Origin of the sequence: Povalibacter sp. (genome assembly GCF_036520495.1) — a bacterium.
Lineage (GTDB): Bacteria > Pseudomonadota > Gammaproteobacteria > Steroidobacterales > Steroidobacteraceae > Steroidobacter.
Window position 1 is genome coordinate 83,578 of sequence record NZ_DATDJO010000035.1, and the last position, 21,639, is coordinate 105,216.

18 protein-coding genes are annotated in these 21,639 nt (G+C 59.9%); 6 read left to right on the forward strand and 12 right to left on the reverse strand.

Going from position 1 to position 21,639, the window contains the following annotated elements; translation table 11 throughout:
- Positions 1–346: 346 nt before the first annotated feature.
- The 9 genes from VIZ63_RS13005 to rpmH form a co-directional block, all read right to left on the reverse strand.
- Complete coding sequence (locus VIZ63_RS13005; RefSeq protein ID WP_331610079.1) at positions 347–2,233, reverse strand: mechanosensitive ion channel family protein; 1,887 nt, start codon at positions 2,231–2,233, stop codon at positions 347–349.
- A 135-nt stretch (positions 2,234–2,368) separates the two neighbouring features.
- Complete coding sequence (locus VIZ63_RS13010; protein WP_331610080.1) at positions 2,369–2,749, reverse strand: eCIS core domain-containing protein; 381 nt, start codon at positions 2,747–2,749, stop codon at positions 2,369–2,371.
- A gap of 387 nt (positions 2,750–3,136) precedes the next feature.
- Positions 3,137–3,769 (reverse strand): PEP-CTERM sorting domain-containing protein, encoded by a 633-nt coding sequence (locus VIZ63_RS13015; protein WP_331610081.1) that lies wholly within the window; start codon positions 3,767–3,769, stop codon positions 3,137–3,139.
- Positions 3,770–4,132: 363 nt separating this feature from the next.
- The gene (locus VIZ63_RS13020) at positions 4,133–4,357 is read right to left on the reverse strand and encodes a hypothetical protein (protein WP_331610082.1); all 225 of its coding nucleotides are present in this window, start codon (positions 4,355–4,357) and stop codon (positions 4,133–4,135) included.
- A 328-nt stretch (positions 4,358–4,685) separates the two neighbouring features.
- On the reverse strand, positions 4,686–6,050 hold the full coding sequence (gene mnmE / locus VIZ63_RS13025; protein ID WP_331610083.1) for a tRNA uridine-5-carboxymethylaminomethyl(34) synthesis GTPase MnmE: 1,365 nt from the start codon (positions 6,048–6,050) through the stop codon (positions 4,686–4,688).
- Between the two features lie 76 nt (positions 6,051–6,126).
- Complete coding sequence (gene yidC, locus VIZ63_RS13030) at positions 6,127–7,809, reverse strand: membrane protein insertase YidC (protein WP_331610084.1); 1,683 nt, start codon at positions 7,807–7,809, stop codon at positions 6,127–6,129.
- Between the two features lie 18 nt (positions 7,810–7,827).
- A complete protein-coding gene (yidD, locus tag VIZ63_RS13035) occupies positions 7,828–8,139 on the reverse strand; it encodes a membrane protein insertion efficiency factor YidD (RefSeq protein ID WP_331610085.1) in 312 nt (103 codons plus the stop codon).
- Positions 8,124–8,489, reverse strand: coding sequence for a ribonuclease P protein component (gene rnpA, locus VIZ63_RS13040; protein WP_331610086.1), 366 nt, complete (start codon positions 8,487–8,489; stop codon positions 8,124–8,126). Before rnpA ends, yidD begins: the two co-directional genes overlap by 16 nt.
- Before the next feature lie 42 nt (positions 8,490–8,531).
- Positions 8,532–8,666, reverse strand: a complete 135-nt coding sequence (gene rpmH, locus VIZ63_RS13045) for a 50S ribosomal protein L34 (protein WP_331610087.1) — start codon at positions 8,664–8,666, stop codon at positions 8,532–8,534.
- A 276-nt stretch (positions 8,667–8,942) separates the two neighbouring features.
- Between rpmH and dnaA the strand changes: the two genes are divergently transcribed.
- From dnaA to gyrB, 4 genes are all read left to right on the forward strand, one after another.
- The gene (gene dnaA / locus VIZ63_RS13050) at positions 8,943–10,286 is read left to right on the forward strand and encodes a chromosomal replication initiator protein DnaA (protein ID WP_331610088.1); all 1,344 of its coding nucleotides are present in this window, start codon (positions 8,943–8,945) and stop codon (positions 10,284–10,286) included.
- A 221-nt stretch (positions 10,287–10,507) separates the two neighbouring features.
- A complete protein-coding gene (dnaN, locus tag VIZ63_RS13055) occupies positions 10,508–11,605 on the forward strand; it encodes a DNA polymerase III subunit beta (protein WP_331610089.1) in 1,098 nt (365 codons plus the stop codon).
- Between the two features lie 21 nt (positions 11,606–11,626).
- Complete coding sequence (gene recF, locus VIZ63_RS13060; RefSeq protein WP_331610090.1) at positions 11,627–12,691, forward strand: DNA replication/repair protein RecF; 1,065 nt, start codon at positions 11,627–11,629, stop codon at positions 12,689–12,691.
- A 28-nt stretch (positions 12,692–12,719) separates the two neighbouring features.
- Entirely contained in the window at positions 12,720–15,134 is a 2,415-nt protein-coding gene (gyrB, locus tag VIZ63_RS13065) for a DNA topoisomerase (ATP-hydrolyzing) subunit B (RefSeq protein WP_331610091.1), read from the forward strand.
- 71 nt (positions 15,135–15,205) lie between these two features.
- Here the strand turns inward: gyrB and VIZ63_RS13070 are convergent, their stop codons facing one another.
- The 3 genes from VIZ63_RS13070 to glyQ are packed head-to-tail and all read right to left on the reverse strand — an operon-like array spanning position 15,206 to position 18,950.
- Positions 15,206–15,916, reverse strand: a complete 711-nt coding sequence (locus tag VIZ63_RS13070; protein ID WP_331610092.1) for a lysophospholipid acyltransferase family protein — start codon at positions 15,914–15,916, stop codon at positions 15,206–15,208.
- Positions 15,917–15,939: 23 nt separating this feature from the next.
- Positions 15,940–18,021: a glycine--tRNA ligase subunit beta gene (gene glyS / locus VIZ63_RS13075; protein WP_331610093.1), complete on the reverse strand. Its 2,082-nt coding sequence runs from the start codon at positions 18,019–18,021 to the stop codon at positions 15,940–15,942.
- On the reverse strand, positions 18,018–18,950 hold the full coding sequence (gene glyQ, locus VIZ63_RS13080) for a glycine--tRNA ligase subunit alpha (RefSeq protein ID WP_331610094.1): 933 nt from the start codon (positions 18,948–18,950) through the stop codon (positions 18,018–18,020). Before glyQ ends, glyS begins: the two co-directional genes overlap by 4 nt.
- A 362-nt stretch (positions 18,951–19,312) precedes the next feature.
- On the opposite strand from glyQ, the gene glnA reads away from it, so the two are divergent.
- Both glnA and VIZ63_RS13090 read left to right on the forward strand, forming a co-directional pair.
- Entirely contained in the window at positions 19,313–20,725 is a 1,413-nt protein-coding gene (gene glnA, locus VIZ63_RS13085; RefSeq protein ID WP_331610095.1) for a glutamate--ammonia ligase, read from the forward strand.
- Positions 20,726–20,848: 123 nt separating this feature from the next.
- Positions 20,849–21,556 carry a DUF4124 domain-containing protein gene (locus tag VIZ63_RS13090; protein WP_331610096.1) on the forward strand — a complete coding sequence of 236 codons (708 nt, stop codon included), beginning with the start codon at positions 20,849–20,851 and terminating at the stop codon, positions 21,554–21,556.
- Positions 21,557–21,639 lie beyond the last annotated feature (83 nt).

The following is a 21,639-nucleotide window of genomic DNA, read 5'->3' on the forward strand; positions in this document are numbered from 1 at the left end:
CACCGGCTTACTCGCCAACCGGAAAGAGGGAAGAAGGATCCGGACTACGCTGTTTCATCTGTCCGGATAGCCGGTTCGCCTGTTGGCCCCGCCGGAAAGACAAAACCCCTGGCCGGTTTCCCTGCCAGGGGTTTCGCGGAGCCATTCTGTCATTGCCAGGAGTGGCTTTTACACCGATTTGAGGAGCAGACGCGCTCCGCAAATCATCTCGTAGGAACTAGCGCGCGTTGTTCAACTTGGTTTCGGGATTGTGCGGTGCAGACATGTGCGGCTCCAAAGTCCGCAGAAGCAATCCGGGGGCGCGCATGTTACTCGGCTTCGAAACCGCGTCAATCGTACATTCCGTTCAACCCGCGGGAGCACCGAGACGCGGTGCCTCGACGTCGTGGTCGGAAATGACATTCAGCAACTCGCGGGAAACTCGTTCATCGATCTGAGCGGCGTGCGTGAGTTGCACCGGGTATCGCACGAGTGCTTCGACGCCGGCCGCCGAGAATCGCAACTGCACCTGCGGCTGCGCATCGTCAGACGAGGACAACGACGAGGCCCGCTGGATTTCGCGCGTCTGCCGCAAGATGTCGTCGCGATAGTCCTCGAGCACGTGTTTGACTGCTTCGAGCAGCTTGTCCTTGATGCGTGCGTAGTCGGCGCCGGCAGGCAAGGTCAGCGTCATCTCGTGCCACGCCAGATCGACGCCCGCGATCTGTTTGAACAGGCCACCCGAGGCCTGGAAAATCACGGAATTGGCGAATGCGACGACGCGGCCCGTGGGTGTCTGCAGTCCCTGTCCTCCGAATTCCATCAGGTGCAGCCGCACCAGGCCGAGTTCGATCACTTCGCCGGTGACATTGCCGATCTGCACGCGGTCGCCGACGCGAATGCCGTACTTGCCGATCAGGAAGAAGTAACCGACGACCGACACCAGCACGCTCTGCATGGCCACGGCCAGACCGGCCGTGATAAGACCGGCGAAGGTGGCAAGCGAACCCAGTTCGGTCGCGAACGTCGCAGCCGCGATCGAAACGACCAGAACCCAGATCACGATCCGGCGCAGCAGCAGCAGGCGTGCACGGCGGCGCGTGTCGTGAACGTAGCGGAAGACAGCACGCTTCCACAGTTCCGCCGCTCCGAACACGATCGCGAGCAACACGAGGAAGAAGGCGATGCGCAGACCGAGAGCCTTGAGCGCCTCGTAGTACTGATGCTGCGTCGAGTCGCGCCAGCTCTTCAGGTTATGACGATACTGCTCGAGCAGGACGCCGGCCTGGCTCAACGGCGTGAGCATCGAAGATGTCTGTTGGTACAGCCACGCCAGCGTGTCGAACTCGTCGCGCATGTTTTTCAATGCACTGCCATCCGTCGACTCGGACTGACCGGCCAGCACATCGCCCCGGCTCGAGAGCCGCTTGAGCTGCTCGAGTGGTGGCGTGCGAATCTCTTTGAAGGTCTCCTCCAGCTCGGCGGTGCGCTGGTCGATCGAGTCGATGGTGCGGATCTTTCCCGACAGACGGAACACCGTCGAAGTGAGATCCCAGAGACCGAACTGACTGAGCGGCGCGGCACTGGCTGCGGTCATTGGCTTTTCTGCGGTTGCTGTGGTCGTGGCGACCGCAGACGGAACGGATGCAGCAATCGCGTCTATATGAGCCTTCAAGCCGTTCGCACCGAAGCCACTTGCATCGTTCGCATTCTCGAACTGATCCATGTTGGCCTTGAAGTTGCGGCGCGCGTTGATCAGATCGAGTTCCTTTTGCAGGATCGAGGCCCTTGCTTCCAGGTCGGCCTTTTCGCTCGCCGCTGCGGCCGCGAGTTCGCGCTTGGCGGCATTCAGGTCCGCCTGCACGGCTGCGCGTTGCTCATCCAGCTTCTGCTGAACCTGTCGTGTGCTCTGTACGGAGGGATCCTCTGCACCTTTGGCCTGCGCTGCCGCACTCGCTTCACTGCTGATCAACTCGGCATTGGCGCGAGCCACATCGAATGCCAGGTTCATCACCTTGTCAGCAGTCTGACGATTCGCATAGAGAATCAACAGATCGCTCGGCTGTGTCGATGCCTGTTGTTGTGTGCCGAGAGTCCGATACCAGTCGACAGTCTCGTCGAGCAATTGCACCACCTGCTCGACGGTCATCACCACGCGCGGTGGCGGGTTCGTCACGGGCTGTGACGGAGCTTCATCGGCGGCATGCAGAGCAAATGCACTGAGGCACAGAAGGGGGGCAAATCGGGCGTGCATTGCGAGGCTCATCGTTGCGAGGCGCTTATTGTGGCGCAACGCCGTGGAAAGTTCGGAGCTGTTTCGGCGTCATTCCAGGGGCGTGGTCGCCGCGGAGCGACGGTCGCACGCTGGGGGTCTTTTACGGGCGGACCGTCACCGTACCGACCGGATCAACAGTCGATGCAATCGATCGCGATGCCGGGCCGCGAAATCACGCGCTTCGACTTCGTAGAAGTTGTCCCAGTAACCCCGTCGCAACCATTCGACGACGTATCGCCACAGGGTCAACCGTCGCGGTTGCCACTGGCGCAGCACATGAAAATATTCATGCAACACGAGTTCCGGATCAGCCCAGAACTCTGCCGCGGAGTCACGTAACAAGATGCGGTTGCGACGCGTCGTCGCGCGTGCTCCCCAATGCAGCCACGCATAACGTGAATGCTCGATCACCCGGACATGATCGATGCACTCGCCAAAGATTTCGCGCAAGGCGTCTTGCAGGATCAGCGGGACGGGTTGTGGACGGCTCAGCATGGGCGGTGGATTACTTGCCAATGCGGAAGGTGATCATGTGGTTGAAAATAGAGGTAAATACAATTGATAGGCTCTATGGGACCCGCCTATGAACCCGCAAGCGGTGCTATTCAATCTTGTCCCGCTGCGGGCATCCAGAAAAAGGGACTCGCCGTCAGGCAACAATGCTTTGGATGGGATACTCGGCGCAAATTGGCGACTTGCCGCGTTACGTCCGTCTCCCGTCGTCAAGGTTACAGCGGCTTGGAGTTCTATTTAATAGCGTGACGAGACGACTGTGCCCAAGCGGGCTACGCGCGGCTCATGTCCCCTGGCTTGCTCGGCGTTCAGTCGCGACGCCGAGCAAGTCGAGCCTGCAGCGATCATCGATCGTCTGTGGTCTGTGTCTCAGGTTTTTCTGCGGACCAACAAGCCACCCAGTAGACCGAAAGCGAGCAGTCCGAGCGTTGACGGTTCTGGCACCGGGGTCACCGTCCAGGTCAGATCCTTTCCACGGTAGAGAGTCTGCTCCTGGCTGGTAACGAAGAAGACGCCAGAGAAGACCCTCATTGCTGGCAGCAGGGTGGCAACTGGATCTGTAAAACTAAGGTACTCAGCTTCTGTAAACAGGGGCCCACTGTTGTTCAGCGTCCGAAAGCGAAGTCCGCCGCAGAGGTCCGTGGCGAGAATCCAATCGCCGCCACGACCTTGATCAGGTCCGTGAAAGAAACCCGTCGTGGGCCCATCACATGCTGAGACCACCTTTCCATCGACGGCAAAACGCAGCCTGGTGAACTGCATTCCATCGAATGCGAAACTGCTCACGATGCTTTCCTGACTATTGCGCGGATCAGGCCCGAACGATACTGCCGCTGAATCGAAGAGCTCTGTGTCAGTTTGAAAGGATAATTCTATGGGACCCGTGGGAATATTCGTGGGAGGGTCAGCGTAGTAGTTGCCAGTGAGCAGCGCTTCTACGAGAGACGCTTGCGCCGGACTAGTGGATAGAACTGCAAAAGTGATCAGGGCTGCGCGATTCATGATTGCATCCTGCCTTGAGTAATCGCAGATGAAACATGCTGGTCAGCGCCCGAAACTCTTACCAGGTAACCCAATGCTCTTGCAGTCATGCCACGGCATTGGAGCGACCAGCGCCGTGGTATTTCATGCAAGAAATGCTCCCCGTCAATGACGACGCGGGACGGCGCCTTTTGTCGCGATGCACATGTAACGCGACCCGACGCTCGATGTCTTTGCGATTCTACCGATCCCGCGTAATCGATACCTCGACGCGTCTGATGTCGTCTTGCAAAGAAATATCGGCGGAACCTCGCCGACTCCTCTATTGCCCATCTTCCTGGCCATGCGGTTCGCACGCTGCTGTGATTTCACCGCCAGGTCCACCTATTGCGGCAATGCGTCGGAATCGGCGTAGTTGGATCGCACGATGCGGAGTCGGGGGAGCAATGTGCGGATCGCCTCCAACGCCGCGATTGCTTTCAGCGCCGAAGGCGTGACCTGTCGCTTCTCGATCGCCCCGCGGTCGATGTCCTGGAGAAGCAATCCCGTCAGGTATTCGAGATTGGTGATCGTCTCGTCGATGACGACAGCGGGATGGCGAAACTGCATTTGGCCCACCGATTGTTGACCCAGTTCACTATCGAGCCTGTATCCAGGGAAGTCCTCACGGCGTAGCGGAAGATTCGTCTGGACCGGGCATGATGAATTGCGGTCTCACTGTATGCGGCTGCATGCGGCTGCGGCACATCGTTCCCGAAGGTGACACCAGATCGGGGGCCTTTCGAGAAAGCATTTGCATCATAAGGTGCTGGGAGCCACCCCAGAATGCAGTAGGAAAATCGGCAGCCTCGGCGCGATCGCACAAGTTCAGGTTCAGTTCAACGGTGCACGTCTGGAAGCACGGGCTTCCAGAGATGGAGCCTCGACATGAGCTTCATTATTTTCCGATGCAGAACGCCGTAAAAATCCGCCCCAGGAGATCATCGGAGGTGAATTCACCCGTGATCTCGCCGAGGGATTGCTGCGCCAGGCGAAGTTCCTCGGCCATGAGTTCTCCGGCGCGACGTTCCGTGAGCTGACGATGAGCTTCGTGAAGGTGCTGTTGCGCGCGATTGAGCGCGTCGAGATGCCGGCGGCGCGCGGAGATCGTTCCCGACTCCGACGCCTGGTAGCCGACGCACGCCTTCAGGTGTTGGCGCAGCAGATCGACGCCTGCGCCAGTGACCGCCGACACATGGATGCGCACTGGAGGGATGTTCTGGAGTCGCGGTTCAGCGCCGGCAATGTCGACCTTGTTGAAGATCCATGTGACTGGAACGTCGGCCGGTAGCCCGGCGGTTTCGGCACGAATCTGTTCGTCATCGGCGGCGCGCGTTGCATCCACGACATAGAGAATGCGATCCGCGCGAGCCATTTCGGCGTGTGCACGGCGGATACCTTCGGCCTCGACGATGTCTGCTTCATCGCGCAGGCCCGCCGTATCTGCGATGTGCAGCGGCATGCCGTCGATATGAATACGCTCGCGCAGGACATCGCGCGTGGTGCCTGGAATGTCGGTAACGATGGCGGCGTCGTAACCGGCTAGCCGATTCAGCAAGCTCGACTTGCCTGCATTCGGCCGGCCCGCAATCACCACCGTCATGCCGTCGCGGAGCAATGCGCCTTGTCTGGCAGCAGCGATGATCGCTGCGCATAACTCAGTAGCGTGATCGAGGCGTTCTCGCAGTGCGACGTCAGCAAGGAAGTCTATTTCTTCTTCGGGAAAATCGATGGCGGCCTCGACGTGCATGCGCGCCTCGATGACGGCGTCGGTCAGCGCATGCACTTCCGCAGAAAACTCGCCTTGCAGCGAACGCAGGGCGGCGCGGGCCGCCTGCGTCGAACCACTGTCGATGAGATCGGCAATCGCCTCTGCCTGCGTGAGATCGATCTTGTCGTTCAGGAATGCGCGGCGGCTGAATTCGCCGGGTTGAGCAAGTCGCGCACCGAGTTGCACGACGCGCTGAAGCAGCATGTCGAGCACGACGGCGCCGCCATGGCCCTGCAGTTCGAGAACGTCTTCACCCGTGAAGGAAGCCGGGGCCGGAAAATACAGGGCGATGCCGCCATCGAGCATTTCGCCGGATGCGTCGCGAAAGACACGCAACGCCGCGTACCGCGGCGGCGGCAGATCGCCAAGCAATTGCCGCGCGATGTCAGCAACCTTCGCTCCTGATACACGCACGACACCGATACCGCCGCGACCAGAGGCAGTGGCGACGGCAGCGATGGTGTCTGAATCGGCAGCAAAACTTGCTATCAATGGAGCTCGCGGATGTGACCAGCACTTGTTTCGAGTGTAGCCACATCCGCCGCGCGCCGGCAGTCGCGGGAACGGACTAGTCGTTCTTCTTCGAGCCTTCTGCCGCGACCAGCTTGTTGATTCGCCATTGCTGTGCGATCGACAGCAAGGTGTTGGTCAGCCAGTAGAGCACCAGCCCAGCCGGGAACCACGCCATGGTGGCGGCCATGATGACCGGCATGAACGCAAAGATCTTTGCCTGCAGCGGATCGGCGCTCGGCATTGGCTGCAGTTTGAACTGCGCAAACATCGCGGCACCCATCAGGATCGGCAGGATGAAGAACGGATCGCGCGTCGACAGATCGGTGATCCAGCCGAAGAACGGCGCCTGCCGCATCTCGACGCTCTCGAGCAGCACCCAGTAGAACGCCAGGAAGAACGGAATCTGGATCAGGATCGGCAGACAGCCCGCGAGCGGATTGATCTTCTCGCGCTTGTAGATTTCCATCATCTGGCGACCCAGTTGTTCGCGATCGTCCTTGTAGCGTTCCTGGATCGCTTTGATGCGCGGAGCCACATTGCGCATTTTCGCCATCGACCGGCCGCTGGCCGCCGTCAGCTTGTAGAAGACGAGCTTGATGAGGAAGGTGACGATGATGATCGCCAGACCCCAGTTCTTGACGAAGCCATGAACCTTGTCCAGCAACCAGAACAGGGGCTGCGACAGGATCGTGAGCTTGCCGTAATCGGCGGTGAGTTCGAGCTTCGGACCGGTGGTTTCGAGCTGCTCCTGCAGTTTCGGACCGACGAACAGGGTTTCCGCGAAGTTGCCCGTGGCACCAGCAGCAATGGTCTGCAGCGGTCCGCGATAGGAAAGAATGTAGTCGTTGTCAGGGTCCACGCTCAGCTGGTAGTCATAGCTTTCTGCCACCGGAGGAACGGCAGCCGCCACGAAGTGATGCTGCAGCGCTGCGACCCAGCCGCCAGTGACAGTGTTCTTGTAGGAGCGTTCGTCTTCATCGTCGATCTGCAGCTTGCGATACGCCTTGCCGTCATAGATCGCGGGACCGCGATAGGCGTAGGTTTCGACATTGAAGTACGAACGTTCCACGTGTTCGTAATGACGGATCAGCTGCACGTAGGACGCAGCCTTCCAGTCGCTTCCCGACTGGTTGTCCACGTCGTAATTCAGATCGATGCGGTAGCTGCCGGGCTTGAACGTATAAGTCTTGGTAACAGTGACGCCCTGGTCATCGGTCCAGATCAGAGGCACGACGAGCTGCGACTCGCCCGGCTGAAGGCGATATTCACTGGCGCTCGCCTGGAACTGCGCCTGATGCGTTGGCTCGGGACGCTGATCCGCTGCGCGCAGCCCGGATCGGATGACGAACAGTGCATTGCCCCCGGTGTCGAACAGACGCACCGGATTGTCCGGCTCGTTCTTGACCTTCGGATACTTGAGCAGGTCAGCCCGCAACAGTTCACCGCCGCGAGTGCTGATCTGCATGTCGAGTACGTCGGTGACGACGCGAATGACAGGTGCCGCTGCAGTTGCTGCGGTGGCTTCCGGCTGTGCAGTCGCACTAGCCGGAACGGCAGGTGCGCCATCGGCCGCAGGCAGCTCCGGCAGGGATTCTGCAGGGGCACCGGCGGTCGGAGCCGTTGCGGTGACCGCGGCTGGCGGTGGTGGCACCGGCGCATAGTCGCGCTGCCAGGCAATGTAGTTCAGCCAGAGCACCAGGCCGAGGGCGGCCCAGACGAAGAGACGTTGGTTTTCCATGGGTACCTGAGTTCCAGCCTAGTGCGCAGTATCCGCGACGGCGCGTGTGGCCACGGCGGATTCAGTGCAGGGGGAATTGGAGCGCGCGGAGGCGTCCGTTGTTGTGAGATCAGCTGTCCGCAACGGTACCGGGTCATAGCCACCGGGATGCCACGGATGACAGCGCAGCAGGCGCCGGGCCGCAAGATAACTTCCCTTCATCGAACCGTGCAGCGACAGCGCCTCTTCGGCGTAGCAGGAACAGCTCGGATAGAAACGACAGTTCGGGCCGAGCAACGGGCTGATGAAGTAGCGGTAGCCGCGGATGAGAGTCTTCAGGACGGCGCGCATGACTTGCTTACCGCGCGCCAATGCTTTTCAAGACTGCGCGTGATGGCAGGATTGTCCGCATCGCGGGCGCCGAAGCGCGCATTGACGACGATATCGACCGGGGGAAGTTCATGTTGGTGCAACCGGAACGACTCCCTGACCAGACGCTTGATGCGATTGCGGCGAACCGCTCCACCGATGATTTTCGCGGCGACCGACAGGCCCAGTCGGGCGACGGATCCGCCGTTGGGGCGAATGAAGATCGCGAACATGCCATCGGCGGAGCGTCGCGAGTTCTTGTAGACGCGATCGTAGTCCGATTTGCTATGAAGACGTTGCGCCGGAGTGAAAGGCCGGGCCGGTGTGTGCAAGAACGGTATCGGGCAGACGAGTAACGACGCCAGCGAGCGTCGTCAGACCGTCAAACGCTTGCGACCCTTCGCGCGGCGACGGGCGAGCACGAGACGTCCGGAACGGGTAGCCATGCGCGCACGGAAGCCGTGGGTACGGGCACGATGAATCTTGCTGGGGTTATAAGTGCGCTTCATGCTGCAATCTCGTGGCGCGAAAGTCGCGCTAAAACAAGCACATGGTGGGTCTAAAAGAAGGTCGGCAAGGGTACGCACGGCCCTGCAGGGTGTCAAGCTCGGTACCGCTGAATTTGCACGAGAATTCACTTGGTAAGCTGTGGATAACTCGGCTGGCTTGGGGTTAGACTCGCCCTCCTCTCGCGCCCCCGCTGGGAATTGATCGGCGCAGAACAAACTTCATCGACGTTTATTTTTTGAAGCCGGCTGCTTTGCAGTGTCGGCGAGGGCGAGACCGTGTCGGGTTCGTTATGGCATCACTGTCTGCAGCAACTCGAGATCGAGTTGCCTGAGCAGCAGTTCAATACGTGGATCCGACCGTTGCAGGCGGTGGAAGACGGGCGGGTATTGCGCCTGCTCGCGCCCAACCGTTTCGTCGTCGACTGGGTCAATCAGAACGTGGCTCAGCGAATCTCCGAACTGGTGGAGGCGCTTTCCCCCGAGCCGGGTTTGTCGGTAGGGGTGGAAGTGGGGTCGCGAGTCGCGGCCAATACGCCTGCTGTCGTATCAGGGCCGGTCCCAAGGGTTTTCGGTCGTGAGGCTCCCCCACCAGCAGTTCTCGGTAGTCGGCTCAATCCCGATTTCACGTTCGCGAATTTCGTCGAGGGCAAGAGCAACCAGTTGGCCCGGGCCGCGGCTCATCAAGTCGCTGAGAATCCGGGCCGGGCATATAACCCGTTGTTTATCTACGGGGGCGTCGGTCTGGGAAAGACGCATTTGATGCATGCGGTCGGCAACACGATCCGTGGTCGCAGTGATCGGGCGCGAATCGCGTATGTGCATTCGGAGCGTTTCGTCAGCGACATGGTCAAGGCGCTGCAGCACAACACCATCAATGATTTCAAAGCGGCGTATCGGACACTCGATGCCCTGCTGATCGACGACATCCAGTTCTTTGCCAACAAGGACCGGTCACAGGAAGAGTTCTTCCACACTTTCAATGCCTTGTTTGAAGGTCAGCAGCAGATCATTCTGACGTGCGATCGCTATCCGAAGGAAGTCGACGGTCTGGAGGAACGGCTGAAATCCCGCTTCGGCTGGGGACTGACAGTCGCTATCGAACCTCCCGAGCTCGAAACCTGCGTGGCGATTCTGATGAGCAAGGCCGCGGTGATGGCCGTGGACCTGCCCGAGGAAGTGGCCTTCTTCATCGCGAAGCGAATTCGATCCAATGTCCGTGAGCTGGAAGGGGCGCTGCGTCGTGTAGCCGCGAATTCCCAGTTCACGGGACGCGCGATCACGCTGGAGTTCGTCAAGGAGGCGTTGCGCGATCTTCTGGCCCTGCAGGATCGCCTGGTCACCATCGAGAACATTCAGAAGACGGTCGCCGAGTACTACAAGATCCGGATGGCGGATTTGCTGTCGAAGCGGCGCAGTCGCTCGATTGCACGCCCGCGTCAGCTGGCAATGGCCCTGTCGAAAGAACTGACCAGTCACAGCCTGCCGGAGATCGGTGATGCATTCGGCGGCCGGGACCACACGACAGTGATGCATGCTTGTCGGGTAATCAAAGAGTTGCGTGAATCACAGACCCGTATCAGTGAGGATTATCAAAACCTGTTGAGAACCCTGGCTGGTTAGCTGTGGATAGCTTGTGGGCTGAATAGAAACCGATTTCATCCACAGGTGGCGCACAGGATCGAGACAGTCTCACAGGGCATGGATCAGATTACTTACTGACAGCGTAACGATTTGATTTAGATTGCAAAAAATGGGTTTTCCACAGATTACGTCTTCCTCTGTAATCATCATAAATTCTTAAATATCTATCCTTTAAATCTAGAAGACACACAGGTGAAGCGATGAAGTTCAGTGCCGGACGCGAAGCAATCCTCGCACCTCTCCAGGCAGTCATTGGCGTGGTCGAGCGTCGTCAGACCATGCCCATTCTCGCGAACGTGTTGATCACAGGTCGAGGTGATGAGCTATCCATCACGGCGACTGATCTGGAAGTCGAACTCGTTGCGAAGGCGAAAGTGAGTTTGCAGCAGGGGGGGGAAATCACCGTACCGGGACGCAAGCTGCTGGACATCATCCGTGCGCTGCCAGAGCAGGCGAACGTCACGTTTTCCGTGGAAGGGGAGAGGGCAACAGTGAAGTCAGGCAAGAGCCGCTTCACCTTGACGACATTGCCCGCGACCGACTTCCCTGCAATCGAAGATATTCGCGCGCAGCAATCACTGAACATCGCGCAAGCTGCTCTCAAGAGACTCCTCGACAAGACGCACTTTTCGATGGCGCAACAGGACGTCCGTTACTATCTCAATGGAATGTTGCTGGAAATTGCGGAGAAAGTGCTGCGAACAGTGGCGACTGACGGACATCGTCTCGCTTACTGCGAAACCGAACTGGATAACGCTGTTGGTACTCCGCAGCAGGTCATCGTTCCTCGTAAAGGCGTCCTGGAACTGCAGCGCTTGCTCGGATCGGAAGGCACGGTCGAACTGGCGATCGGAACGAACCACATTCGTGCCCATATCGGGGACATTCGCTTCACTTCGAAGCTGATCGACGGACGTTTCCCGGAGTACGGGCGAGTTATTCCTGCAAATCCTCCCCGTCAGGTACGCGCAGATCGCGATGTTTTGCGTGCTGCGCTCCAGCGCGCTGCGATTCTCTCCAACGAGAAGTACCGTGGCATCCGCTTAGCGGTAAAGACGAATGCCATCATTCTTCAATCCCACAACCCGGAGCAGGAAGAGGCCGAAGAAGAGCTGGAAGTCGTCTATGACGGCGAAGAAGTGGAAATCGGCTTCAACGTCAACTACCTGCTCGATGCACTGGCAGCGGTGGACGGCGGTGACGTCCAACTCGGGTTGACTGATGCCAACAACAGTTGCCTGGTGACTTCGCCAGCAACGGCCCATTCGAAATACGTCGTCATGCCGATGCGCCTCTAACGCCGGCGGTACTCGTCTGGCGTGCTTGCAACTATCGATATAGAGAACTTTCGATGCATTGAAAGTGCGCATCTGGAGTTCGATGCGAGGGGGACCGGCATCCTCGGCAGGAACGCCTCTGGGAAAACCAGTTTACTGGAGGCGATTTTCTTCCTCGGTCACGCCCGCTCACTGCGGGCCAACACCCGAGAGAAATTGGTCCGGCGAGGGCAGAGCTTTTTCCGGATCGTCGGACAGGTGGAGACTCCTCGCGGAGTACTGACGGCCGGAACTGAGTTCACAGGCGGCCGCTCCCGAACTCGCCTTGCAGGGCAGGGGATTTCCAGTATTTCGGAAATTGCCGAAATCCTTCCAATTCAGTTGATTGATCCCAGCGTTCACAAATTGGTCGAGGAAGGCTCGGCGCGCCGCCGTCGATTGCTGGACTGGGGAGTGTTCCACGTGGAACAAAATTTCCTGGCGGCCTGGCGGCGATACCAACGTGCCTTACTGCAGCGGAACGCGGCGTTTCGATCTGGCCAGACGTTAGCTGTCATCTCCGCTTGGGAAGCCGAATTGGTGGAATGCGGTGAGATCGTGGATCGTCATCGATCCGCATATGCCGCGCAGCTCAAGCCCGTCTTCGAGGAGACAGCCGAGCGGCTTCTGGATGAACCAGTGACGTTTGAGTATCGGCGGGGATGGTCGAAGGATGAGACCCTTGCGGATGAGCTCATCGCCAAACGGCCTCGCGACTTGCAGCTGCGAACCACCACGGTCGGTCCGCACCGGGCGGATCTCACATTTCGGATGGGCGAGACGGTTGCACGCGACCGTGTATCGCGGGGTCAGCAGAAGCTGATGGCGTGCGCTTTCATCCTTTCCCAAGTCAGGCTCCGGGCAGTAACGGCGACGATGCCGACCTGTCTTTTGCTCGACGATCCCGCGGCCGAACTGGATGTGGATAACTTGGGGAAACTTTTGAAAGCGGTCGATTCCGTACCCTCACAACTCATCGTCACATCGGTCAGTGACGCGGGGCTCCAAGGCATAAATGTGGTGCGGAGGTTCCACGTGGAACAAGGCAAATTCACCCCAATGCTATAATTCCGCCGTCCCCAAGCCAGGTTGCGCCATGACCGAATCAGACGTCTACGACTCAAGCAAAATCAAGGTTTTGAAAGGCCTCGATGCTGTCCGGAAGCGGCCTGGAATGTACATCGGTGACACCGATGACGGGACCGGATTGCACCACATGGTGTTCGAGGTTGTAGACAACTCGATCGACGAAGCCCTGGCCGGACATTGCACCCACATCACCGTCACTGTGCATGCCGACGAGTCCGTGACCGTGGCTGACGATGGCCGTGGAATACCTGTGGATATCCATCCGGAGGAAGGCAAATCGGCCGCCGAAGTCATCATGACCGTCCTGCATGCGGGCGGTAAGTTCGATGACTCGTCCTACAAGGTTTCGGGTGGACTGCACGGCGTCGGCGTGTCCGTGGTGAACGCGCTTTCGGAGTACCTGCTCCTGACGATTCATCGCGCCGGCAAGCTCTACACCCAGGAATACCGTCTGGGTGACCCGCAGGCTCCGCTGGCTGAAACGGGCGTGACCGACAAGCGCGGCACGATCATCCGCTTCAAGCCCAGCTCCCAGATCTTCACCAACATCGAATTTGACTACAACATCCTGGCCAAGCGTCTGCGGGAACTGTCCTTCCTCAATTCTGGCGTGCGCATCGAGTTGGTTGACGAGCGCGACGACAAACGCGAAGTGTTCGAGTACGAAGGTGGTATCAGCGAATTCGTCCGCTACCTCAACCGGAATCAGACGTCGGTCCATGAGTCGATCATCTGGTTTCGCACTCAGCAGGAAGCGATCACGGTTGAACTGGGCCTGCAGTGGAATGACTCGTACCAGGAGAATATGTACTCCTATACGAACAACATTCCGCAGAAGGACGGCGGCACGCATCTGGCTGGCTTCCGCAGTGCGCTGACCCGAACGCTGAACCACTACGTCGAGGAGCGGTACTCGGCGAAGGACAAGACCGCCACCACTGGCGACGACGCGCGCGAAGGTCTGACGGCGATTCTTTCGGTCAAGATGCCGGATCCCAAGTTCTCCTCGCAGACCAAGGACAAGCTGGTCTCGTCCGAGATCAAGGGGATCGTGGAGAACACCGTCAGCACCAAGCTCGAGGAGTTCCTGCTCGAGCACCCGGCGCAGGCCAAAGCAATCGCGTCGAAGATCGTTGAAGCGGCCCGTGCACGCGAAGCGGCCCGTAAGGCGCGCGAGATGACACGCCGCAAAGGCGCGCTGGACCTGGCCGGTCTTCCCGGAAAACTGGCGGACTGCCAGGAAAAGGATCCGGCACTTTCCGAAATCTTCCTGGTCGAGGGTGACTCGGCAGGTGGATCGGCAAAACAGGGCCGCGACCGCCGTACCCAGGCGATCCTGCCGCTCAAGGGCAAGATCCTGAATGTCGAGAAGGCGCGCTTCGACAAGATGCTGTCTTCCGCGGAGGTCGGCACGCTGATCACTGCGCTGGGATGCGGCATAGGCGCCGATGACTTCAATCCCGACAAACTGCGTTACCACCGCGTCATCATCATGACGGACGCCGACGTCGACGGTTCACACATCCGTACACTGCTGCTGACCTTCTTCTACCGTCAGATGCCGCAGCTCATCGAACGCGGTCACATCTATATCGCTCAGCCGCCTCTCTACAAATTGAAGAAGGGCAAGAGCGAGCACTACGTGAAGGACGACGTCGAACTCAACGCCATGCTGCTGGCGCAGGCCCTGGAGGACGCGCGGCTGTACGTCGGGGGTAATGAGGCACCACTGACAGGCACGGCGCTCGAGGCCTTAGCGCGGCGCTGGATGGAAGTCGCAGCGATCCTCCGTCGTTCATCACGACGTTATGACCAGCGGGTGTTGGAGCAGCTGATTTACTCGCCCGAAGTGACGCTTGCCAATCACGACAATCTCGAATGGCTGACCCAGTGGGGCAATGCTTTCGAAGCCCAGCTGAACGTGTTGAATGACACCAGCCGCAAATATCGCGTACGCGTATTGGCGGGCTCAGAGGGCGGCGCTCCGAAGCTGCTGGTGACGCGCACCGAGCACGGCAGCACCACCGAAAAACACATTCACCGCGAGTTCTTTGAGTCGGCGGAATATCGGCGCATCGCTGAACTGGGCAAGACGCTGTCTGGCCTGTTGCAGCCAGACGCGTACGTCGCCAAGGGCGAGCAGCGTCAGGAGGTGGGCGGCTTCAAGCCGGCCATCGAATGGTTGCTCGAACAGGCCCGGAAGGGACAGACGCTGCAGCGATATAAAGGGCTGGGCGAGATGAACCCGGATCAGCTCTGGGAAACGACTATCAATCCGGCATCGCGCCGCCTGATACAGGTCCGCATCGAAGACGCCCTGGCGGCGAACGATATCTTCTCGACCCTGATGGGCGACCAGGTCGAACCGCGTCGCGAATTCATCGAGAAAAATGCCCTCGCGGTCTCGAATCTGGATATTTAGAAAATCTAAGCAGTAATCTGATTCTCTGTAGGGTTTAAACCCCCTACAAATCAGCAAAACTTACAGCCCGTCTACGCGCCTGGCATTGCTGCGACCTTCGCATCGATCCAGGCGCTGACTTCCCTCGACAATTCACGCGGATCCCGCCCGGCGGCATCGATCGCCGGACCGATCGTCACGTGAATGACACCCGGCTTCTTCACCCAACCCCGTCGCGGCCAGAAATTTCCGGCGTTGTGCGCAACCGGCACGATCTTGCAGCCGGCCCGTGAGGCCAGCAGAAAGCCACTGACGCCGTACTTTTTCGATTCACCGGGAGCCGTGCGGGTACCTTCCGGGAAAATCAGAATCCACAAACCCTGTGCCAGCCGCTGTTTGCCCTGGTCGACCACCTGGTTCACCGCTGAAGCACCGGCGCCGCGGTTGATCGCGATGGGCTTGAGAAAGTGCAGTGCCCAGCCGACCAGCGGTATCCACATCAGCTCGCGCTTCAGCACCCAGGCCTGTGCCGGAAATATGCCCGCCTGAGCAATCGTCTCCCACGCCGAGGAGTGCTTCCACATGGAAATATGGGCGCCCGGAATTATGTTCTCGACGCCTTCGATCTTGTGGGTCAGGCCACAGCTGACCTTCAGCATCCACAGCTGCATGCGCGACCAGCTGCGTGCCACCGCATACAGCCGTTGACCTGGCAACCAGCACAGCGCGAGAACGATGACCGCATAGATGGCGGTACCGACAAACAGCCCCGTGGTGAAGAGCAACGAACGCAGTAGCTGCACTCAGCCGACTCCCGACCTGACGATCACCCCGGCAGACGCGAAAGATCCGCGATCTGCAAAAACACGCCGCGCAGACGCACGAGTAGCGCCAGTCGGTTCATGCGCACGTCGGGGTCATCCGCCATGACCATGACGCTGTCAAAGAACTTGTCCACGTCCTCCCGCAGACTCGCCAATTGCGCGAGTGCCGCGGCATATTCTCGCCGCGCCAGTAGCGGATTCACCGCGCGCTCTGTGGCAATGACGTGGTCAAACAGGGCTCGCTCTGCCGGATCCTGCAAGCGATGGGTGTCCACCGCACCGGACACATCGCCCGGCGCCTTACGCAGGAGGTTCACGATTCGCTTGTTCGCTGCCGACAGACTTTGCGCTTCCGGCAACGCCAGGAAAGCGACCAGCGCCTGCAGACGACGATGGATGTCGACCGGCGATTGCGATCGGCTCGCCACGACGGCATCGAACATCTCGGTGGTGATCTGCAACGGCGAGTCGTCCTCGAGATAGGAACTGCGCAGTCGCTCCATCAAATACGCCCAGATGTCGTCCACGGTCCCAGCCGGCGCAGCGACCGGCTGCTGTGCGACGGCACTTTGCACGAGCTGCATCAGATCCAATTCGAGCCCCCGCTCGAAACAGATGCGCAGTACGCCGAGCGCCGCACGACGCAATCCAAACGGATCACGCGTTCCCGTCGGCTTCTGGCCGATACTGAAAATGCCCGCGATCGTGTCCAGCTTGTCGGCCAGGGCGACCGCGATGCCGACCCGGGTGACGGGCAGCTGATCGCCGGAAAAGCGCGGCCAGTACTGTTCTTCGATTGCGGCAGCAACGTCCGCCGGTTCGCTGTCGTGCTGTGCGTAGTAGCGACCCATCAGACCCTGCAATTCCGGGAACTCGCCCACCATCGCGGTCAGCAGATCGCACTTCGCCAACTGCGCAACCCGGCGCGTCATCGCCACATCTGCGCCGATGATCTCTGCGACCTGCACTGCGAGGGCAGCAACGCGCTCGCTCTTCTCGTAAACCGAGCCGAGCTTGCCCTGGAAGGTGACGGCCTTGAGTGCCTCGCGGCGGGAATCCAGCGATTGCTTGCGGTCGGTCTCCCAGAAGAACGCCGCGTCGGCCAGCCGCGGGCGCACTACCCGCTCATTACCATCGCGGACCTTGTCCGGATCCCTGCTTTCGATGTTAGAGACGGTGATGAAGGAGTTCATCAATTTGCCGTCGGCACTGCGCACGGGAAAGTAGCGCTGATGATCCTGCATCGTCGCGATCAATACCTCCGATGGCAGGTCGAGGAATCGCGCGTCGAAACGACCGGCGAGCGGCACCGGCCATTCCACCAGGGCCGTGACCTCATCCAGCAGAGCAGGCTCGATCACGGCGGTGCCGCCCAGCGATTCGGCGATAGCCGTGACGCCGGCGCGAATCGATTCGCGCCGCTGCGCGACGTCGACAACCACCCGCCCCTTCTCCCGTAATGTCTCGGGGTACTTTGCCGGGCTGGAGATGGTGAGCGCCTGCGGTGCGTGGAAGCGGTGACCGCGCGATTGCTTGCCAGCTTCCTTGCCAAGGATCTGCGACTCGATCACGTTCGATCCGAACAGCATGACGATCCAGTGCACTGGACGCACGAACTCCTGATCACCGCTGCCCCAGCGCATGCGCTTGGCAATAGGCAGCTCGCCGAGTGCGGTATTCACAATGGCCGGCAACAGCGAAACCACAGGCTCACCTGCCTTCACGCCGACGAACTGCAGGACGCGGCCTTTGGGGCCATCCACCTGCTGCAGGTCCTCGAGCGGTACGCCGCAGGATGCTGCGAATCCCAATGCGGCGCGGGTCGGCTGGCCGCTCGCATCGTACGCATTAGCGATCGCGGGGCCCTGACGCCGGATTTCCTGGTCCGGCTGATGATCGGCCACGCCAGCAATGCGCACAGCGAGTCGCCGGGGGGTGGCGAACCACTCTGCTTCGCCATGCTTCACGTTTGCCGCATCGAGCCCACGGACGATGCCAGTGGCCAATGCCTGTGCCAGCGTGAACAGTGATTTTGGCGGCAGTTCTTCAGTGCCGATCTCGACGAGAAAATCGCGCTTGCTCATGGGGTCGGCGCTCCCGCCGCGGCCCGCGCGAGCATCGGAAAGCCGAGTGCCTCGCGAGACTTGTAATAGGTTTCGGCGACACTCTTGGCCAGTGCGCGAACTCTGAGGATGTAGCCCTGACGCTCGGTGACGGAGATCGCCTTGCGAGCATCGAGCAGATTGAATGTGTGGGACGTCTTGAGCATCTGTTCATAGGCCGGCAGTGCCAGCCCGTTATCGAGCAGCATTCGGCACGCCGTCTCGTGATCCTGAAAATGCCTGAACAGCATCGCTGTATCGGCGAGTTCGAAGTTGTACTTCGATTGTTCGACTTCGTTCTGGTGATACACGTCACCGTAGGTCACCCGCCCGAAGGGACCATCCGACCAGACGATATCGAAAATACTCTGCACGCCCTGCAGATACATGGCCAGGCGCTCGAGTCCGTAGGTGATCTCGCCCATGACGGGACGGCAATCAAGACCGCCCACCTGCTGGAAGTACGTGAACTGCGTGACCTCCATGCCATTGAGCCAGATCTCCCAGCCGAGGCCCCAGGCACCGAGGGTCGGTGACTCCCAGTTGTCCTCGACCAGCCGGATATCGTGCGTCAGGAGATCGAAGCCAAGACTGGCCAGCGAGCCCAGGTACAGGTCGATGATGTTCTCTGGCGCCGGTTTGAGCACGACCTGGAACTGGTAGTAGTGCTGCAGCCGAAAGGGGTTGTCGCCGTAGCGCCCATCCGTCGGTCGGCGCGAGGGCTGCACATACGCCGCACTCCAGGGTTCCGGACCCACGGCACGCAGCAGCGTGCCGGTGTGAAAGGTGCCTGCGCCCATTTCCATGTCGTACGGCTGCAAAATGACGCAGCCCTGCCGGGCCCAATACGTCTGCAGGGCGAAAATCAGATCCTGAAATGTCTGGGGCGCGTCGGCTTTGGGGGCGGCCATGCGGTGTCCTAAAACTGCTTGAAGATCGCCGAAAACAAGGCCTCAGAGGCCAGGCAGGCGAAAAGCGCGCGAGTATAGCCGTTGCGGCGTGCTTCCCTTACGACCGAAATACACTGTGGACGATGCGCTGCAAAAGCCTCTGCACTATAAAAAGGCGACGACGTGGTTTTCATGCACCTGAGTAGGGCGCGTGCTAGCCTGATCGCCCAACCAACTCCGTCAAATCCAACTACTTGCGCCATCACGGTGCGGTGGCATGGTTCCTGCACTTTCGACGGACCCAGACTTGAATAGAACCTGCGGCGTCGTACAGCGAGCGAGCCCAGGTCAGACCATCTCGCTAGATTACCGGAGGAGAACTCATGACGACCCCCGCTGAAGTCCTCAGCATGTTGAAGGATAAGGAAATCACCTTTGTAGATTTGCGCTTTACGGATACGCGCGGCAAAGAACAGCACGTCACCGTGCCGGCCCACACGATCGAAGCGGGATTCTTCGAAGACGGCAAGATGTTCGACGGCTCGTCCATCGCGGGCTGGAAAGGCATCAACGAATCCGACATGGTGCTGATGCCCGATGCGACCACGGCTGTGCTGGATCCTTTCTTCGAAGAAAAGACTCTGATCATCCGTTGCGACGTGCTCGAACCGTCGACGATGCAGGGCTATGAGCGCGATCCGCGTTCGATCGGCAAGCGCGCCGAAGCCTATTTGAAGGCTACTGGCATCGGCGACTCGGCGCTGTTCGGCCCCGAGAACGAGTTCTTCATTTTCGACAACGTGCGTTTCGGCACGAACATGTCCGGCTCGTTCTTCGACATCGAGTCGGTCGAAGCCGCGTGGAGCTCGGGCAAGAACTACGAGGACGGCAACAAGGCGCATCGTCCTGGCGTCAAAGGTGGCTACTTCCCGGTGCCGCCGGTGGACTCCTTCCAGGACCTGCGTTCGGCGATGTGCCTGGCGCTCGAAGAAATGGGCATGAAGGTCGAAGTGCACCACCACGAAGTGGCGACCGCGGGCCAGTGCGAAATCGGCGTCAACGCCAACACGCTGGTGAAGAAAGCGGACGAAGTGCAGAACCTGAAGTACGCGATTCACAACGTCGCGCACGCTTACGGAAAGACCGTGACGTTCATGCCGAAGCCGCTCGTCGGCGACAACGGCAGCGGCATGCACGTGCACCAGTCCATCCAGAAGGGTGGCAAGCCCGCGTTTGCCGGCGACAAGTACGCAGGTCTGTCCGATATGGCGCTGTATTACATCGGCGGCATCATCAAGCACGCCAAGGCCATCAACGCCTTCACGAACGCCAGCACCAACAGCTACAAGCGACTGGTGCCCGGATTCGAGGCGCCCGTGATGCTGGCGTACTCGGCGCGTAATCGTTCTGCGTCGATCCGTATTCCATGGGTGGCAAACCCGAAGGGTCGCCGCATCGAAGTGCGGTTCCCGGATTCGACCGCGAATCCGTATCTGGCCTTCTCCGCGATGCTCATGGCGGGCCTCGACGGCATTCAGAACAAGATCCACCCCGGCGAAGCCGCGGACAAGGATCTGTATGACCTGCCGCCGGAAGAAGCCAAGAACATTCCGGAGGTTTGCTACTCGCTGGAACAAGCCCTCGAGGCACTCGACAAGGATCGCGACTTCCTCAAGGCCGGTGGCGTGTTCACGGACGACGTGATCGATGCGTACATCGGCCTGAAGATGCAGGAAGTGACGAAGGTCCGTATGTCCACGCATCCGCTGGAGTTCGAGCTCTACTACAGCGTGTGATCCCTGCGAACGCCGGATCGACGACGGTCCGGCGTTCGTTTTTGCTTGGAGTCGGTGACGCCTTTCACACAATGTCGTCCCAACTTTTGTCAGGTCGGAGCGAAGCGGATATGCTCGATCCCCATGCGCACTACGCTGTTACTGCTCGCAATCCTCGCGGGTCCTGCCCTTGCAGGTCAGGTAGTGTGGAAGTGGGTCGACGCCAACGGAGTGACTCACTACGCCGATCGCCCCGTACCGGGTGCGACGCGAATGGAGTTGAGCACCGGAACAACCTCCAGCTCGAGCCCCACCTACGGGTCGTCTTCCAGCACTCAAGGCAGCACGGAGCCGGCTGGACCGGCCTATCAGACGCTGGAGATCTGGCAGCCCTCACCGGAAGAGACCATTGCCAATACGGGCGGGCAAGTCACCATCAATGTGCGGATCGAACCGGCGTTGCAGCCCGGGAACTCCCTGTTTCTGTACCTCGACGGCCGTCTGGTCGAAGGATTTCCTGGCGATACGTCATCGTTCGAACTGACGGAGGTGGCGCGTGGCGCTCACACAGCGACGGCAATCGTGCTCGGCACTCGTGGGGAGCGGATCCAGCAGTCAGAGCCGGTCACCTTTTATGTGCGCCAGGAATCGGTGGCACAGCCGCCGACCGGACCCGCTCAGCGTCCGCCGCCGAAACCACAACCGCGTGCGGGCAACAAGATGGCCACATCGCAGCCCACCTATGCTGCGTTGAATCCCGCCGCGCACCAAACGACGATCGATCCAAGGACCAATCGGCCGGTGGTCGTGAAGCAGCCGGCCAAACCCTCGACACCCAAGTCGGGCAAATAACCCGCCGCAGATTTCAGTATTGCTCCGCGCGCGCGGCTCGCAGCGCCGCAGCGCATGGCCCTCATTGCTCTCTGGGAACGGGC

Excerpts from the sequence above, each read along its gene's own strand:
- VIZ63_RS13005 (WP_331610079.1), bottom strand. The coding sequence starts at position 2,233 with ATGCACGCCCGATTTGCCCCCCTTCTGTGCCTCAGTGCATTTGCTCTG.
- VIZ63_RS13010 (WP_331610080.1), bottom strand. The coding sequence starts at position 2,749 with ATGCTGAGCCGTCCACAACCCGTCCCGCTGATCCTGCAAGACGCCTTG.
- VIZ63_RS13015 (WP_331610081.1), bottom strand. The coding sequence starts at position 3,769 with ATGAATCGCGCAGCCCTGATCACTTTTGCAGTTCTATCCACTAGTCCG.
- VIZ63_RS13020 (WP_331610082.1), bottom strand. The coding sequence starts at position 4,357 with ATGCAGTTTCGCCATCCCGCTGTCGTCATCGACGAGACGATCACCAAT.
- yidC (WP_331610084.1), bottom strand. The coding sequence starts at position 7,809 with ATGGAAAACCAACGTCTCTTCGTCTGGGCCGCCCTCGGCCTGGTGCTC.
- yidD (WP_331610085.1), bottom strand. The coding sequence starts at position 8,139 with ATGCGCGCCGTCCTGAAGACTCTCATCCGCGGCTACCGCTACTTCATC.
- rpmH (WP_331610087.1), bottom strand. The coding sequence starts at position 8,666 with ATGAAGCGCACTTATAACCCCAGCAAGATTCATCGTGCCCGTACCCAC.
- dnaN (WP_331610089.1), top strand. The coding sequence starts at position 10,508 with ATGAAGTTCAGTGCCGGACGCGAAGCAATCCTCGCACCTCTCCAGGCA.
- gyrB (WP_331610091.1), top strand. The coding sequence starts at position 12,720 with ATGACCGAATCAGACGTCTACGACTCAAGCAAAATCAAGGTTTTGAAA.
- glyS (WP_331610093.1), bottom strand. The coding sequence starts at position 18,021 with ATGAGCAAGCGCGATTTTCTCGTCGAGATCGGCACTGAAGAACTGCCG.
- glyQ (WP_331610094.1), bottom strand. The coding sequence starts at position 18,950 with ATGGCCGCCCCCAAAGCCGACGCGCCCCAGACATTTCAGGATCTGATT.
- glnA (WP_331610095.1), top strand. The coding sequence starts at position 19,313 with ATGACGACCCCCGCTGAAGTCCTCAGCATGTTGAAGGATAAGGAAATC.
- VIZ63_RS13090 (WP_331610096.1), top strand. The coding sequence starts at position 20,849 with ATGCGCACTACGCTGTTACTGCTCGCAATCCTCGCGGGTCCTGCCCTT.